Annotated in this window: 11 protein-coding genes; 3 read left to right on the top strand and 8 right to left on the bottom strand. The window is 74.2% G+C overall.

The window, feature by feature from the left end:
• Positions 1–92: 92 nt before the first annotated feature.
• The 4 genes from AZE13_RS03595 to AZE13_RS03580 all read right to left on the bottom strand — a co-directional run bounded on the left by AZE13_RS03595 (position 93) and on the right by AZE13_RS03580 (position 7962).
• Positions 93–3722, bottom strand: coding sequence for an SAV_2336 N-terminal domain-related protein (locus AZE13_RS03595; RefSeq protein ID WP_258527551.1), 3630 nt, complete (start codon positions 3720–3722; stop codon positions 93–95).
• Between the two features lie 5 nt (positions 3723–3727).
• A complete protein-coding gene (locus tag AZE13_RS03590) occupies positions 3728–4828 on the bottom strand; it encodes an AAA family ATPase (protein ID WP_066926661.1) in 1101 nt (366 codons plus the stop codon).
• Between the two features lie 411 nt (positions 4829–5239).
• Positions 5240–7519, bottom strand: coding sequence for a trypsin-like peptidase domain-containing protein (locus AZE13_RS03585; RefSeq protein WP_066926659.1), 2280 nt, complete (start codon positions 7517–7519; stop codon positions 5240–5242).
• Entirely contained in the window at positions 7519–7962 is a 444-nt protein-coding gene (locus AZE13_RS03580) for a CU044_2847 family protein (protein ID WP_066926657.1), read from the bottom strand. The genes AZE13_RS03585 and AZE13_RS03580 overlap by 1 nt, the downstream gene beginning before the upstream one ends.
• 385 nt (positions 7963–8347) lie before the next feature.
• Here AZE13_RS03580 and AZE13_RS03575 point away from each other — a divergent pair, with 385 nt between their 5' ends.
• The 3 genes from AZE13_RS03575 (at position 8348) to AZE13_RS03565 (ending at position 10909) form a co-directional block, all read left to right on the top strand.
• The gene (locus AZE13_RS03575) at positions 8348–8530 is read left to right on the top strand and encodes a DUF6104 family protein (protein WP_066926655.1); all 183 of its coding nucleotides are present in this window, start codon (positions 8348–8350) and stop codon (positions 8528–8530) included.
• Positions 8531–8738: 208 nt separating this feature from the next.
• The gene (locus AZE13_RS03570) at positions 8739–9689 is read left to right on the top strand and encodes a DUF4097 family beta strand repeat-containing protein (protein ID WP_066926653.1); all 951 of its coding nucleotides are present in this window, start codon (positions 8739–8741) and stop codon (positions 9687–9689) included.
• 2 nt (positions 9690–9691) lie between these two features.
• Positions 9692–10909, top strand: coding sequence for a PadR family transcriptional regulator (locus AZE13_RS03565; RefSeq protein ID WP_066926651.1), 1218 nt, complete (start codon positions 9692–9694; stop codon positions 10907–10909).
• 103 nt (positions 10910–11012) lie between these two features.
• On the opposite strand, the gene AZE13_RS03560 is transcribed toward AZE13_RS03565, so the two are convergent.
• The 4 genes from AZE13_RS03560 to AZE13_RS03545 all read right to left on the bottom strand — a co-directional run bounded on the left by AZE13_RS03560 (position 11013) and on the right by AZE13_RS03545 (position 14242).
• Positions 11013–12179, bottom strand: a complete 1167-nt coding sequence (locus AZE13_RS03560) for a serine hydrolase domain-containing protein (protein WP_066926648.1) — start codon at positions 12177–12179, stop codon at positions 11013–11015.
• Between the two features lie 117 nt (positions 12180–12296).
• On the bottom strand, positions 12297–12881 hold the full coding sequence (locus AZE13_RS03555) for a Clp protease N-terminal domain-containing protein (protein WP_066926646.1): 585 nt from the start codon (positions 12879–12881) through the stop codon (positions 12297–12299).
• Positions 12882–12884: 3 nt separating this feature from the next.
• The gene (locus AZE13_RS03550; protein WP_066927217.1) at positions 12885–13094 is read right to left on the bottom strand and encodes a helix-turn-helix domain-containing protein; all 210 of its coding nucleotides are present in this window, start codon (positions 13092–13094) and stop codon (positions 12885–12887) included.
• 185 nt (positions 13095–13279) lie between these two features.
• Positions 13280–14242 carry a zinc-binding dehydrogenase gene (locus AZE13_RS03545; RefSeq protein WP_066926644.1) on the bottom strand — a complete coding sequence of 321 codons (963 nt, stop codon included), beginning with the start codon at positions 14240–14242 and terminating at the stop codon, positions 13280–13282.
• Positions 14243–14333: the final 91 nt, after the last annotated feature.

The raw sequence follows: 14333 nt of genomic DNA, 5'->3' as shown, positions 1-14333 counted from the left end.
TGGGCCGGCTGGACGTTCGTGTTCCCGTACTCCCGTCCGCGGAAACACGGGCGGACTCCGGACGGCGGCGGGCCGCCCGGAGCCGGGGGCGCTCAGGCGGTGGACCCGAGGGCGCGCATCCGGGCGCGGGTGCGCTGGGCCTCGGGGCCGGAGTCCTCGGCGGCGCGCTGCCACTGTTCCCAGCTCTCGCGGTAGGCGTGCAGCGCGGTGCGCGGGCCCGCGGTGATCTCCAGCACCCCGGCGCGGCGGTGGTGGGCGCGGGCGGCCAGCAGGGCGCTGCCGGCTCTGGTGGCGGCCGCGGCGGCCCGGCGGTAGCACGCGGCGGCCCGGTCGTGGCGCTCCTGGGAACCGAACCGGCGGTCCAACAGGAGCTGCACATCGCCCACTTCGAGCCAGGCCTCGGCGCAGACCGCGTCCGGGACGTCCGTGCCGCGGGCGGCCAGCTCCAGGATCCAGTCGGCCTCGTGCAGATCGGCGAGCGAGGGCTGGCGCTCGTGCCGCAGCCGCAGGGCGCGGCCGAACAGCAGCCGGTGGCTGCCGAGGTCGGGGTCCTGCGGGGAGACCCGGGCCAGCGCCTCCCGGAGGACGTGCACCGCCTCGTCGGCCAGCCGCTTGCCGGCGCCGTCGGGGGGCTCCAGCCGGGCTCGCAGCAGCAGCGCCGCGCCGCGTTCGGTGAGCAGTGCGCTGTGCTCGGGGGAATCGGGAGCCGTCAGGCGGAGCGCGGCGGCCAGCGCGGCGATGGCTGCGTCCAGCGCGGCCGGTGAGCCCGTACGGGTGTGGACAGCCCGCTGGGCGGCGGCTATCCGGCGCAGGCCGGCGGCCTCCAGCGCCGGGTCGTCGAGGGCGTGCGCCATCTCCCGGGCGCGTTCGAGGGTGGGCAGCACGGACGGCAGGACCGCGCCGCCGTGCAGCTCACGGGCCGCGGCCAGGCCGAGCAGGGTCTCGCAGACCAGCCGGTCGGCGGTGCTGCCGCGGCGGCGCAGCAGGACGACGGCGGTGTCGAGGTCGTCGGCGGCCCGCACCGCCAGCGCCTCGGCGGGTCCCGGGCCCGCCGGGACGGGAGAGCCTCCCCGGTCCTTGTGACCACGGGGGGCCGGGGCGGCCCGGCGGGCCTGGTCGAGCAGCACCGCGCCCCGGGCGGCGTAGGCCTCACCGGGGACCTGCTCGCCGCTGGGCCACTGGTCGAGGAGCGTGGTGAGGGAGCGCTCGGCCTCGACGAGGGGGTCGGGAGCGCGGGTACCCGCCCCTGCCCCTGCGCCTGCCTGGGCCTGGGCCTCCGCAGCGTGGGTGCCCTCCTCCGGACCGGTGCCCTCCGGTCCCGCGTCTTCCGGCCCGGGCAGCGCGGCCAGTCGCCGCAGCACCTCGGTGCGCAGCACCATGCTCTCCAGGACACGGGGGTCGATCAGGCTCATCAGCCCGCAGGCGGCCCGCAGATGGCGGGCGGCGTCGGTGAGGGCGGTACGTTCCTCGGCCGGGGTGCCGGCGGAGCGGCGTTCGCGGGCCCGGGCGTGGGCGACCCGGCCGAGCACGATCAGCGCCCGGGCGCGCTCGGCCTCCCGGGTCATGTCGTCCCCGGTCGCCTCATCCCCGGTCGCCTCGCCCCCGGTGACGTCGCCCCCGGCCCCGGCCCCGTCGGTGCCTTCCCCATGGGCGGCCCCGAGCGCCGCCCGGGCGGCCCGTTCGGCCTCCTCCAGGGCGTCCGGCTGGCGCCAGCGCGCCCAGGCGTGCAGCAGGGCGCGGGCGAGGTCGGTACCGGCCGGCGGCAGGCGCTCGGCGGCGGCACGCAGCAGGCGGACGGCCTCGATCAGATCGCGGACGGTGCGGTCCTGCTCGTAGCGCTGGAGGAGGGCCGTGCCCTGCGAGGCCGGGCCGTCGGATACGTACGACGGCGGATCACCGGGTGGACGCAGGGCCGGTTCGAAGCGGCGCAGCACTCGTTCGGAGACCCGGGCGAAGGGTTCGGGGACGGCACGCTGGCCGGTCTCCGGCTCGCGTCCGCTGCCGGAGAGCATGGCGACCGCGACGGCCGGGAAGTTGCGGGCGCTGCGCCCGAAGGTGCGCTCGATGTAGAGCGAGCAGTGTTTGAGGACCAGGGCTGCCTCTCCGGCGCTGAGCCGGCCGAGGAGTTCGTCGCGGACACCGGGCACGAAGTCGTACCAGGGGCCGGTGGCCGTGCCCTTCCCCTCGTCCCGTGAGGAGAGTGGAGGGGTCCCCGCCCCGGACGGCCCCACGGCCGGCGGGATTTGGACGACCAGTCCGCTGAGCAGCACCTCGGCGAGCTCGGCCGGGCCGGTCTGCGGCAGCATCGCGCGCTGCACGAGCTGGATGACGGGCAGGGCCAGCGGGACGGCCGAGAGGTGCACGGCGAGCAGCCGGGCGGCGGGCGAGGCCTGCTGGTCGAACTCGCGGACCATCCGGGCCGGTTCGCCCGGCAGGGTCGTCGACGGCAGGCCGGCCGGGGCCACCGCGCCGTGGTCGGCACGGACGACGGAGGCCGCACCGCGCAGGGAGAGGCCCGCCTCGGCGGCGGCCAGCCGGGCCCAGGAGCTGAGGGCGGACGGGGTCGCGGACAGCACCGGGATGGCGCGTTCTCGGGGTGCTCCGGACGCCGCGTCCGGGGCCACCGGCTGCCGGCGGCGTCTGGCGGGTGTGAAGTCGAGCGCCCGATAGGGGCCCTGGCGGCGGACGAGGGTGCCGGGGACGGCGGGCAGCAGCGTACGCGCCCACATCCGCTGGGGCAGCGGCTGGACGACGGCGAGCGGGGCGTCGGCCGCCCAGCGGTACAGCAGCCGCTGCATCCGGCCGTCCTGCCAGAGGGGACCGGCGCAGTCGCTGATGACGAGGGTGAGGTGGTGGCCCGTGGGGTCGTGCAACTGGTCGGCGGGGCGCGGCGGGTGGCCCGGCCCCGGGGCCACGGTGACGCCGACGTCCGGGCCGTGGGGGTGGAGGTAGTGCACCGTGACGTCCCGGAAGGCGCCCACCCGCTCGCAGACCTGGCGCAGGTCGTGCAGCAGCTGCTCCCAGACGGCCATCGAGGACGATCCGTCCATCAGGAGCCGCAGGGCGGCGGCACGGCGGTGCACCCCGCGCAGCACCGGGATGATCATTTCGGCGTGCGCGGAGAGCTCGGCGGTGGCGGGCTCGTCGAGGCGGTGGCGGAGCGGGGCGGACGGCGCGCGGTAGCGCTGGACGGGGCGCAGGGCGCGCTGCAACGGCAGCGTTCCGCCGAAGGCGGAGGCGATCGGGACGGCGACCTCGCCGAGGCGGTGGCGGTCCGGGTCGGCGCCCCTCCCCCACTGCCCTGACGGCGTGGGCGGTTCCCTCATGTCCCGGGCGGACAGCAGTCCGGCGACCCGGCGGCGGGTGCCGTCCCGGAGGGCGGGGTCGTCCGCCCCGTGCTCTCCGGACGCGCCGCCGGGCGGCGATCCGCCGTCGCGCGCCGGATCCGCCCCCGCGGACGGAAGGTCCCCCGGGCCACCCGGCCCCACCCGGAAAGTGGCCGGATCTGCACCATCCGGCCAGTCCGCACCTGCCCCACCGGCCACACCGGCCGCTTCGGCACCGGCGGCCTCTCCGGCCGCCTCCTCGTCCGGTGTGATCCACTGGGCGAGCCAGAGGGCGTCGGCCATCGCCCGCGCATCGGCGGGCACCCCCGCCGCGGTCAGCCGGCCGACCAGCTCGTCGAGGGGCCCGGCAGCGGAACCGGGCTCCCCGGGCGGCACCGCAGTCACCTCGTCCGGTCGAGCGGCCGCATCAGCTCCACCGTCAGGCGCCGTCGGGTCTCCTCCTCGTCCTCGTCCGTCCAGCCCGCCTTCTGGGTGAGGTGGATGGCGTTGAAGAGCTGGTCGACGGCGCGCACATCGCCCGGTTCGCGGTCCAGGAAGCGGTCGATCACCGCTTCGTAGCGTTCGGCGGCCCCCTCGCCGAAGTGGGCCCGCACCATACCGGCCAGCCGCTCCTTGTCGGGGGCCGGGATGTGGAGGTGGATACAGCGGCGCAACAGGGGTGCCGGGAAGTCCCGTTCACCGTTGCTGGTCAGGACGATGAAGGGGAAGGCGTGGCAGCGCACCCGGCCGTCGCGGACCGTCACCCGGGTGCCGTCGTCGCTGAGCACCCGCACCTCGGGGGCGGATCCGGCCAGCCGCTCCAGCTCCGGAACCCTGAACTCCCCTTCCTCCAGGACGTTCAGGAGGTCGTTGGGCAGATCGATGTCACTCTTGTCGAGCTCGTCGACGAGCAGTACGCGGGGCCGGGCGGCGGGCAGCAGGGCCGTCCCCAGCGGGCCGAGGCGGATATAGCGGCCGATGCCGCCGCCGGGTTCGTCGGCCGGATCGGCGCCGGCCTCGCCACCGGGTCCGGCGCCGGCCTCGCCACCCGGGCCGGCGGCGGTGGCGGCACCAGGTCCGGCGGCGGTGGCAGCGCGGGCTATCTGCAGGTCCTGGAGGCGGCCGATGGCGTCGTAGTCGTAGAGGCCGTCGCGGAGCGTGCTCCGGCTGACGACCGGCCAGCTGAGCACCCGGCCCAGGCCGAGCTCGTACGCGACCGCGTGCGCCAGGGTGCTCTTGCCGCTGCCCGGTGCGCCGGTCACCAGCAGTGGTCTGCGCAGATAGAGCGCGGCGTTGACCAGCTCGCGCTCGGTCTCGCCGGGGCGGTGGTGGCTGGCCTCGCGGTGCCGCACGCCGAGCCTGCGCTCGGAGGCGGGATCGAGCGGGACCGGCGGCGCCACCAGGGGGCCGCCGTCGAAATCGCGCCATGGGGGTGGCGGCGGAAGGTGCTCAATGCCGTCGTGCGGTGCCCCCGCGCCACGGTAGATGAGCCAGTCGCTCACGTCGGAACTCCTCGTCGCCGGCCCGGCATTCGGTCAGGAGCGCTGAACCGGGAGCACCGCCGGAGACGTCGGCACACGCCCCGGCCTTCCCCCGCGTCCGCCGCACACACTCACGTCATCACGCGCCATCACGTCGTCACGTCATCACGAACAAGTCTTCCACGACGCTATGACAGTAACCGGCCGCACGGAAGCACCCGGGGCGTTTTCCGGTCTCGCGCCATGACGTCGCGGGGCGGTCAAGTACCCTGCGATACCCGCCACTTGTACCTGTTCCCCGGCCCCCTCCGGACGGAACGCCCGGAGGCACGGCGCGGGCGAGCGCCAGGCGCGCCCACGCCTTGCGGGGCGCACACCGGTGCCCGGCCGCCCCGGGGCGGCTCCGGACCCGCCTCAGGCGCCGCCCCGTCATCACGGCGACACCTGAGGCCGGTCCGTGCACAGCTGCGGTATCGGGTCCTCCGGATCGTCGTAGAGGAGCACCAGATCCCGGGCCCAGCGCGCACCCTCCTCCGCGGCCTCGGCCGCCTTCGCGCGCAGCTCCCGGACCAGCTCGGGCAGCTGGGCCACGCCGCCCGCGGCCGCGAGCAACTCCCGTATCCCACGGTGGAATTCCTCGCAGGACGCATCGCACCCCCGCCCGCCGCCATGGCCGTCGGCCTGCCACAGCGCGGCCGGGAAGCCGGTGTCCAGGGCGGCGCCCACCGCGTCCCGTCCGAGCCCGTCGGCGACCGTGTGGCACAGCGCGGGCAGCGCCCCCTCGTCCGCCGTCTCCAGCAGCCGCCAGAACGACGCGGCGGAGGAGCCGGCACCGGGGCGCACACCGGCGCCCTCGGACGGCAGGACGCGCAGCGCCCGCAGCGCGGGGGCCGCCGTGAGGTCCTGCCAGCGGCGCAGCCAGGCCGGGTCGAGCGGCCGCCCCTGGTCGCGCAGGATCACCGCGCGCACCGGGCCCACCGGCCGGAGCCGGGCGGTGCGCCGGGTCGAGGCGGCGACCTCCCACTGGCCGGCGGCGGTGTGCCAGCGGCCTTCGGGGACGGCGACCTCCAGGCGCACCCGGGCGCCCGGCCCGGCGGCGCTGTCGGCCTGCAGCAGCCGGCCGCCGAGCCGCCGCAGCACCTGCTCCCTCGCCTTCTCGAACGGCACCCCGCCGGCCGACTCCTGGACGTCCACCCGCAGCCACTGCCCCTGGCCGTACCCCTCGCTGACCGACCAGTTGTAGAGCTCGTGCGCGCCCTCCCCGTAGTGGAGCGGCTCGAACTCCACGAGCACGGAGCGCGGCCGCCGGCGCACCGGCCCGATCCTGTGGCGGTCCTGCGCATGCAGCACGACCGCCTTGTCCCGGACGAACCGCTCTAGCCGGTCCGCCTCTTCGCGTACCGCCGCGGCCTCCTCGCCCGGTACGTCACGCACCTCGTCGGCCGTCACCTGGGCCACGATCCGCAGATAGTGCACAAAGGTCCGCAGTTCGGTGTACGGGTCGCTGCCCTGATAGAGCGCCCCATGGCCGTCCCGCCAGGTACGCAGCGACCAGGCACCGGGCCGCGCCCCGCGCTCCAGTACCTCGCCCACCGCGGCCTCCACCATCAGCGGGTCGCGTGGCGCGGGCAGCCGGGCGAGCAGATCGAGCGCCTGCAGCCGCTCCTGTACGCCCCACAGCCGGCCACGGCCCGACATGATCGCATGCTGCGCGTCGAACCAGGTGGGCTCGCCGGCCCGGCCGAGGTCCTGGCCGGCCCAGTGCCAGCGGTCGTGCAGGCTCAGCAACGCGTGATACGGATCGGCCCCGAGGTCCTCGGCACCCTCGGCGCCCCCGGCACCCTCGACCAGATGCTCGGGGCCCAGCCCGCGCAGCGCGGTGACCGGCACCGCGAGCCCCACATGGTCCTGCTGATGGCGGCCCTTGACGATGCCGACCACCTCACCGCGGTCGCAGTCGAGCAACGGCCCGCCGGACGCTCCGGGCGTCACCCGGACATCGCTGCCGAACTGCAGACCACGGGCGTCCCGGGCGCCGAACCGGACCGCGATGAACGGATCCACGGACACGGCGGGCGCGACAGGACCGCTCCGGCCTCCGGCCGCCCCGTCGACACCGCGCCGCCCTCCACCCGGCTCACGCACCACGGGTGCCGCCCCGCCCGCGCCGTCCACACCGCCCACGGTGTCCACCCCACCCACGGCGTCCACTCCGTCGCCGGCACCCGGCATGCCACGACCGCCCTGCTGACCGCTTCCCCCCTGCTGGTCATGTCCCCGGAAGATGTACGCGTCCTCCAGGAGCGTCGCGGGCTGATCGCTGAGCCAGGCGCACGGGTGCTGGATCTCCGTATCGAGCAGACACACCAGGGCGAGATCGGTGCGCGCCGCGGCGCGTCCGGCCTCCCGGGCGGGCCGGCTGAGGTCGTACACCCGGCGCGCAGCCACCACCCGGCCGCCGAACGGGCCCCCGACCACCCCGACGACCCCGTCGGCGCCCGCGCCACGGGGCCGCCCGTCGCGCTCGGCGAGCACATGAGCGCAGGTCAGCACCCACCCTGGCGCGATCAGCACACCGCTTCCCCAGAGTCGGCCGTCGGCCGCGTCCGGTCCGGCGCGGAGTCCGACGGTGGTGCGTCCGGCGTGGTCGAGGAGGTGTGCGTAGCGGGCACGGTCGGCGCGGCGGCCGATGGGTTCCTCGGGGCGCGCCATCAGCGGTCCGAAGCGTCGGGCTCCCGGCGGCCGTCGGCTGTCCCGGGCCGCTCCTCCGGTGCCGGCGCTCCGCCGTCGCGGCGCCAGGTGAGCGTCACGGAGAGGCCCGCCTTGCCCTCTCCGTCCGCGAGCAGGGCGACGGCCTTGCCCGGCTTGGCCGAGAGCTCCACACCGAAGGTCACACTCGTCTCGTGCGGGGCGACCCGCTCAGCGGCCTGGCGGACGCTCGCCGCGACTCCGCCGATCAGCTCGCGGAGCCCCTCGACGCGGGCACCCAGCGCGTCCCAGGCGCCGACGTCCTCGAATTCCCCGCCTTCCCCGTCGGCCGAACCGTCGGCCCACTCCCCGTCCGCCCCGTCGAGCCCCGGGACGTCCAGCCGGGACACCCGGGCCCAGACCTCCGTACCGTCGGGCAGTTCGATGCGCTGTGCACGATCTTGCATCACGGCCTCCTGCTCCCCCTGGACGGCAATTCCCCTATTGCCGCAGGGCCGTTGTCCCGTTGTCCCTACTTCTTGTTCCTCTTCTTGTCCCTCTTCTTGTCCCTCTTCTTGAGTGCAGGCTCCCCCGGTTACGGGTTACGGGGAACAAGCTCATCCCTGAATCTGCGCCGCGGAGCCCCACCGCCCCGCTTCGGAAAGCCCCAACAACTCTGGTGCGCAACGTCACTTCGGATGTCGGAGCGGATTGCCATACCGACCCGCCGGCGCGTGGCTGACGACGATAGCGCAGGACACCACGAAGGGACCGCTGGACCACCAGGCAGCGTGAGCCTGCGGGCCTGCCTATCCTGGCCGGGAAAATCCCATGACCCCTGGTGGAGAGCGCGTGTATTTCACTGACCGTGGCATCGAAGAGCTGGAGAACCGGCGCGGCGAGGAGGAGGTCACCCTCGCCTGGCTCGCCGATCAGCTGCGTATGTTCGTCGACCTGAACCCTGACTTCGAGGTGCCGGTGGAGCGCCTGGCCACCTGGCTGGCGCGGCTGGACGACGAGGACGACGACGAGTAGCCGAGGAGCAGAAGCGGCCCGATCCCCCCCCGCCCGGCCGCCCCCTACGGGACCCACCCCACACCCCTGAGGGCAACGACAAGAAAGGTCAGGGACGACTCAGGGTGGGCTCAGGGTGGGGATCGCTTGACTTCCCCCTCCCGCGATATATCGTGTTTATCGAGAACGCGATATGTTGCGTTGCAGTGCTACCCAGGGGAGGCCGGGAATGTCAGCACGGACCGCGTGGTCACAGAATCAGACGCAGGTGGCCGAACCACGCACGATGGAGATCGCGGAGCCGGTCAGCGCGCTCCGGGTCCGCGTGTTCGGCGGCACGGTGAATGTCGTCGGCACGCCGGACGACGGCCCCGCCCGCCTGGAGATCAGCGAGCTGCACGGCCCGCCGCTGACCGTCTCGTGCGCCGACGGCACACTCTCCGTCGCCTACGAGGACCTCCCGTGGCGGAATTTCCTGAAGTTCCTCGACCGCAGAGGGTGGGAGCGCAGCGCGGTGATCTCGGTGACGGTGCCGGCCGGCACTCACGTCGAGGTCGGCGCGATCAGCGCCGGTACGGTCGTCTCCGGCATCTCGGGCCGTACGGAGGTCCGGGGCGCCTCCGGCAGGAGCACGCTCGTCGGGCTGACCGGAGCGGTACGGGCGGAGACGGTGTCGGGCGATGTCGAGGTGCAGTCGCTCACCGGCGATCTGCGGTTCAACTCCGTCTCCGGCGACCTGACGGTCATCGACGGCACGGGCTGCGGGGTGCGCGCCGAATCGGTCAGCGGCGACATGGTCCTCGATCTCGACCCGGCCCAAGGCGCCGATATCGCGCTGACCACGGTCTCCGGGGACGTCGCCATCCGGCTCCCCGATCCGGCCGACGCGCGAGTGGAGGCCAACACCACGTCCGGCACGGTCGCCAACGCCTTCGACGAGCTGCGGGTCAGCGGCCAGTGGGGCGCGAAGAAGATCACCGGGGCGCTGGGCGCGGGCACCGGCTCGCTCAAGGTCACCTCTGTCTCCGGCAGCCTGACCCTGGTGCCCCGCCCCGCCCGTGCCGACGAGGACGGGGAGAATGGAGGCGGTGACCTCGGCGACGGCCCCCACGGCGGACCGGCCTCCGGCCCGTCCGAGGACTCCCCCAGCGACCCGCCCGCCGAGAAGAAGGTGCTCTGAGCATGCCTCCCGTCTTCGCCCATGGCCGCCTCAGGCTCTACCTCCTCAAGCTGCTGGACGAGGCCCCGCGGCACGGCTACGAAATCATCCGTCTCCTGGAGGAGCGCTTCCAGGGCCTGTACGCGCCCTCCGCCGGCACGGTGTACCCTCGGCTGGCCAAACTGGCGGCCGAGGGGCTGGTGACGCTCACGACCGAGGGCGGCCGCAAGGTCTACTCGATCACCGAAGCCGGCCGGGCCGAACTCGCCGGCCGGAGCGGTGAACTGGCCGATCTGGAGCTGGAGATCAGAGAGTCGGTCTCCGCGCTCGCCTCCGACATCAGCGAGGACGTGAGCGGTTCGGCGCGGGATCTGCGCCGGGAGATCCGGGAGGCCGCCCGGCAGGCCCGCGCGGGCTCCGGCGGGAGGACCGGGCGGAACGGCGAGGGCGCCGGGGAGAAGACTTCCGGCGGCGAGGACGCCGGCCGCCGCCCGTTCCCGGATGCCTCGGACCACTTCGACGGTGCGTACGGCGACAAGGAGGCCTGGCGGCAGGCGAAGGAGGAGTTCCGGCGCGCCAAGGACGAGTGGAAGGAGCAGGCGCGGCGGGCCAAGGAGGAGAGCAAGCGGGCCCGGCAGGAAGCCCAGCGGGCCCGTAAGCAGGCCAGGGACGCCCAGGTCTTCGCGCGTGAGGAGGTCCAGCGGGTCATCAAGCGCGTGCAGGAACAGACCCAGGACGCCATGCGGTCCGGCGACTGGCCGGGCATGGTGCGCGAGGCGCTGTCCGAGGTGTCGCGCGAGGTCGGCCGCTTCACCGGCGACTGGTCCGACGGGGCCCGGGGCGCCGAACGCGAGGCCCGGAGCGCTGACCAGCGGAGCGCTGACCAGCGGAACGCCGACCAGCGGAGCGGCGGCCGCACCGATGACGCCGGCGGGACGGCGCCCCGGGTGACCGTCGAGCGCATCGACCTGACCAAGGACGGCAGCCAGGAAGGCCCGACCGTCGAGGCCCCGCCGGCTCCGGCGTGGGCACACGAGCCGACCAGCGGTGACCCGGCCCGCGACTTCGACCGGCTGCTGGACCGCTTCCGTGACGACCTCAGGGACGCGGCGCGCGACCACGGCGTGACGGCCGACCAGCTCGGGGAGTCCCGCCGCCGGCTGTCCACGACCGCCGCCCACATCGGAGCACTCTTGCGGCATCCGGAGCAGTACGCATCGTCCGCGGGCCCGGACGAGTAATCCGCTGATCCGCGAACACACACGCACACAGCCAGGCTGCCGCTCGTTCCCAGGGCTGTCTCCCCTGAGGCTCCATCCCTCAGGGGAGGCTCAGGCCCTGCCCTCAGTGGTCCGTTCGCTCCGTCGCCTCGGCGCCCACGCAATCGCGCAGCGCGCCGATGAGCCGCACGGCGCGCTGGTCGCCGCTGCCGCCGAGCATGTTGGCGGTGTAGGCGAAGCCCACCCCGAACGCGTCATCGCCGAAGGCGAACTGGCCGCCCGCTCCACTGTGGCCGAACGAGCGCGGGCCGAGCAGCCGGCGGAACGGCGAGTCGAGGAGGAAGCCTGAGCCGTAGCGCGCGCCGAGGTCCGGCAGCCCGGACCAGGTGGGTCCACCGGACAGCTGCCGGACCGCGTCGGTGACAGTGTCCTCGGACAGCAGCCGCGCCGAGCCGTCCACGCCGGTGGCCACCGCCGCGTGCAGCCGCGCCAGGCCGCGCGCCGTCGAGACTGCGCCCGCGCCGGGGATTTCAGCCGTCAGCAGCGCGGGCGAGTTGTAGCCGTGCGGATCGTCGAGGCCGGGGAACGGCAGCGCGCCGTTCATCGTCAGCGCCCGCATGATCAGTGCGTCGGCGTCCGGCAGGCCCGGCCGGTCCGCCGCCTCGACGAGCCGGGCCATCCCCGCCACCTCCTCCTCGGGCAGGCCGATCCAGGTGCGCAGCCCCAGGTTGTCGGCGATGGCCTGGCGGAAGTAGGCGCCGGGGGTGAGCCCGGTGAGCCGCCGGATGACCTCGCCGATGATGAAGCCGAAGGCGTGCGCGTGGTACTCGTACGCGGTGCCGGGTTCCCAGAGCGGACGCTGCTCCTCCAGCGCGCGGATCACCGGCGTCCAGGACGTCACCTCTGCGAAGGTCAGCCGCTTCTCCGCGAGCGGGATTCCGGCGGTGTGGGCGAGCACCTGACGGGAGGTGATCCGCTCCTTGCCGTGCTGTGCGAACTCCGGCCAGTAGCCGGCCACCGGCGCGTCGAGGTCCAGACGCCCCTGCTGTACGAGCAGATGGGCGCAGACGCTGACGACCGCCTTGGCGCAGGACATCACCGGAAGGGTGGTCTCCTCCTCCCAGTCCCGTCCGGTCCGGTCGTCGGCGATGCCGCCCCACAGATCGACGACCTTGCGGCCGCCCACGTACACCGCGACGGCGGCGCCGAGTTCACCTCGCTCGGCAAAGTTCCGCGCGAATTCGTCCGCGACGGGACCGTATCCCTCGTCGGCCCATCCGTGGTGCGACATCGTGCAGCTCTCTCTTTCTCGCAGCGGTCGTGACGGCCTCACGGCGGTCGTGACGACCTACACAGTGGCCCTGACGGCCTCCTGGGCCGTTGACCGGGCGCGGTACGTTCGGCCTGGTCACGATAGGTTTCGTCGCCCTCTGCGCTCCACCGGTTTTCCGCCCTCGCCGACGACCCGCAGCACATCGGCGAACGTCACCCCGTGCTCGGCGAGCACCGCGGCGGCCGGTCCCGGCCTGGCCGTCAGAGCCATCAGCAGATGCTCGTCGCCGAGCCGGCGTTCGCCGCGGCCGGCCGCGATCCGCAGCGCGCGTTCCAGTACCGACTTCGCCTCCGCGGTGAAGGGCCTGCGCGCCCGCTTCCGGCGTCCGGGTGCCCCGTCCGCGGCCAGGGCGCCCACTCCGTGCGCCTGCTCCACCCGCGCCACGATCTCGTCGACGTCGATGCCGAGCCCGGCCAGCGCCGCCGCGTCGGCCGTCGAGATCCCCCCACGCCGGCGGACCGCCGCGAGGGCCTCGGCCACCGACTCCCGGCGCTTGTGGACGCCGAGCGCGCCGAGTGCCGTCGCGGCCGGTGACCCCTTACGGTCCAACAGTGCGAGCAGCAACTCCGGTTCGCCGACCGTGCCGCTGCCCGTCCGCCCGGCCTGCTCGGCCGCATCGCGCACCACCGCACGCGCATCGGCCGTGAACTTCTCGAACATCGGTCAGCCCTTCCCGTGCTTCTTGTGCACCGCCTGTCTGCTGACCCCCAGCTCGGCCGCGATCTCCTGCCACGACCAGCCCTTCGCCCGGGCGCTGCGCACCTGGACGGCTTCGAGCTGCTCCAACAACCGCCGCAGTGCGGCCACGGCACGCAGCCCGATCCTGGGGTCCCGATCACCCGCCCGCTCGGCGAGATCTGTCGCCTTGGTCATGGCGTCAATATACGTTGACACGCCGGACTTCGTCAACCTTTGTTGACAGGCGATTTCGGCCGACAGGTCGCCCAGTTGGCAGGCCGTTCAATTGGCGGACCGTTCAGGGGCCTTCGGCCTCAGAGGCCTTCGGCTTCAAGGGCCTTCGGCCATCGAGGGCCCCTGAAGGGCGCGGTGCGGTGTCCTCACACCGTCAGCACGATCTTCCCGAACAGCTCTCCCTCGGCCATCTTCGTGAAGCCCTCGCGCGCGCGGTCCAGCGGCAGCGTCGAGTCGATGACCGGGCGGATGCCCTTGGCGGCGCAGAAGCTCAGCAATCCGGTCAGCTCCTCCTTGCTGCCCATCGTCGAGCCGACGATCTTCAGCTCCAGGAAGAAGATGCGGTTGAGCTCCCCGCTCTTCGGGGTGAAGCCACTGGTGGCGCCCGAAATCACCAGCGTGCCACCGGGCTTGAGGGACTTGACGGAGTGCGACCAGGTGGCGGCGCCGACGGTCTCGATCACCGCGTCCACCCGCTGCGGCAGCCGCTCCCCGGTGGCGAACACCGCCTCCGCGCCGAGCTTCAGCGCGCGCTCGCGCTTGGCCTCGTCCCGGCTGGTGGCGAAGATCCGCAGGCCGGCGGCGGCACCGAGGACGATGGCGGCGGTCGCGACGCCGCCGCCCGCGCCCTGGACGAGGACGCTGTCCCCGGGCCGTACACCGGCGTTGGTGAAGAGCATGCGGTACGCGGTCAGCCAGGCGGTCGGCAGACAGGCGGCCTCCGCGAAGGACAGCTCCTTCGGCTTGGGCAGGACGTTCCAGGCGGGGACGGTGACCTGCTCGGCGAACGTGCCCTGGTAGCGCTCGGTGAGGATGGAGGGCTTCTCCCGGGCGCCGACGCCGTGGCCGGTCTGCCCGATGACGGAGTGCAGGACGACCTCGTTGCCGTCCGCGTCGACACCGGCGGCGTCGCAGCCGAGGATCATCGGCAGGGACTCCTCGGTGATGCCGACCCCGCGCAGCGTCCACAGGTCGTGGTGGTTCAGGGAGGCGGCCCTGACGTTGACGGTCGTCCAGCCGGGGCGTACCTCGGGGGCCGGGCGCTCCCCCAACTCAAGGCCGTTCAGCGGCTGGTCACGGTCGATGCGGGCGGCATAGGCAGCAAACATGATCCCAACGTAGGCCGCTGCCGGGCGCCGCGGTACCGGACGGACGTGTGACGCGCACCGCGCCCGCCCGCCCGGCCCCGCCCGGCGGCAT

Origin of the sequence: Streptomyces sp. NBRC 110611, from assembly GCF_001590865.1 — a bacterium.
Classification (GTDB): Bacteria; Actinomycetota; Actinomycetes; order Streptomycetales; family Streptomycetaceae; genus Streptomyces.
This window is presented reverse-complemented; position numbering and strand designations above follow the sequence as displayed.

Excerpts from the sequence above, each read along its gene's own strand:
- AZE13_RS03585 (WP_066926659.1), bottom strand. The coding sequence starts at position 7,519 with ATGGCGCGCCCCGAGGAACCCATCGGCCGCCGCGCCGACCGTGCCCGC.
- AZE13_RS03580 (WP_066926657.1), bottom strand. The coding sequence starts at position 7,962 with ATGCAAGATCGTGCACAGCGCATCGAACTGCCCGACGGTACGGAGGTC.
- AZE13_RS03570 (WP_066926653.1), top strand. The coding sequence starts at position 8,739 with ATGTCAGCACGGACCGCGTGGTCACAGAATCAGACGCAGGTGGCCGAA.
- AZE13_RS03565 (WP_066926651.1), top strand. The coding sequence starts at position 9,692 with ATGCCTCCCGTCTTCGCCCATGGCCGCCTCAGGCTCTACCTCCTCAAG.
- AZE13_RS03560 (WP_066926648.1), bottom strand. The coding sequence starts at position 12,179 with ATGTCGCACCACGGATGGGCCGACGAGGGATACGGTCCCGTCGCGGAC.
- AZE13_RS03555 (WP_066926646.1), bottom strand. The coding sequence starts at position 12,881 with ATGTTCGAGAAGTTCACGGCCGATGCGCGTGCGGTGGTGCGCGATGCG.
- AZE13_RS03550 (WP_066927217.1), bottom strand. The coding sequence starts at position 13,094 with ATGACCAAGGCGACAGATCTCGCCGAGCGGGCGGGTGATCGGGACCCC.
- AZE13_RS03545 (WP_066926644.1), bottom strand. The coding sequence starts at position 14,242 with ATGTTTGCTGCCTATGCCGCCCGCATCGACCGTGACCAGCCGCTGAAC.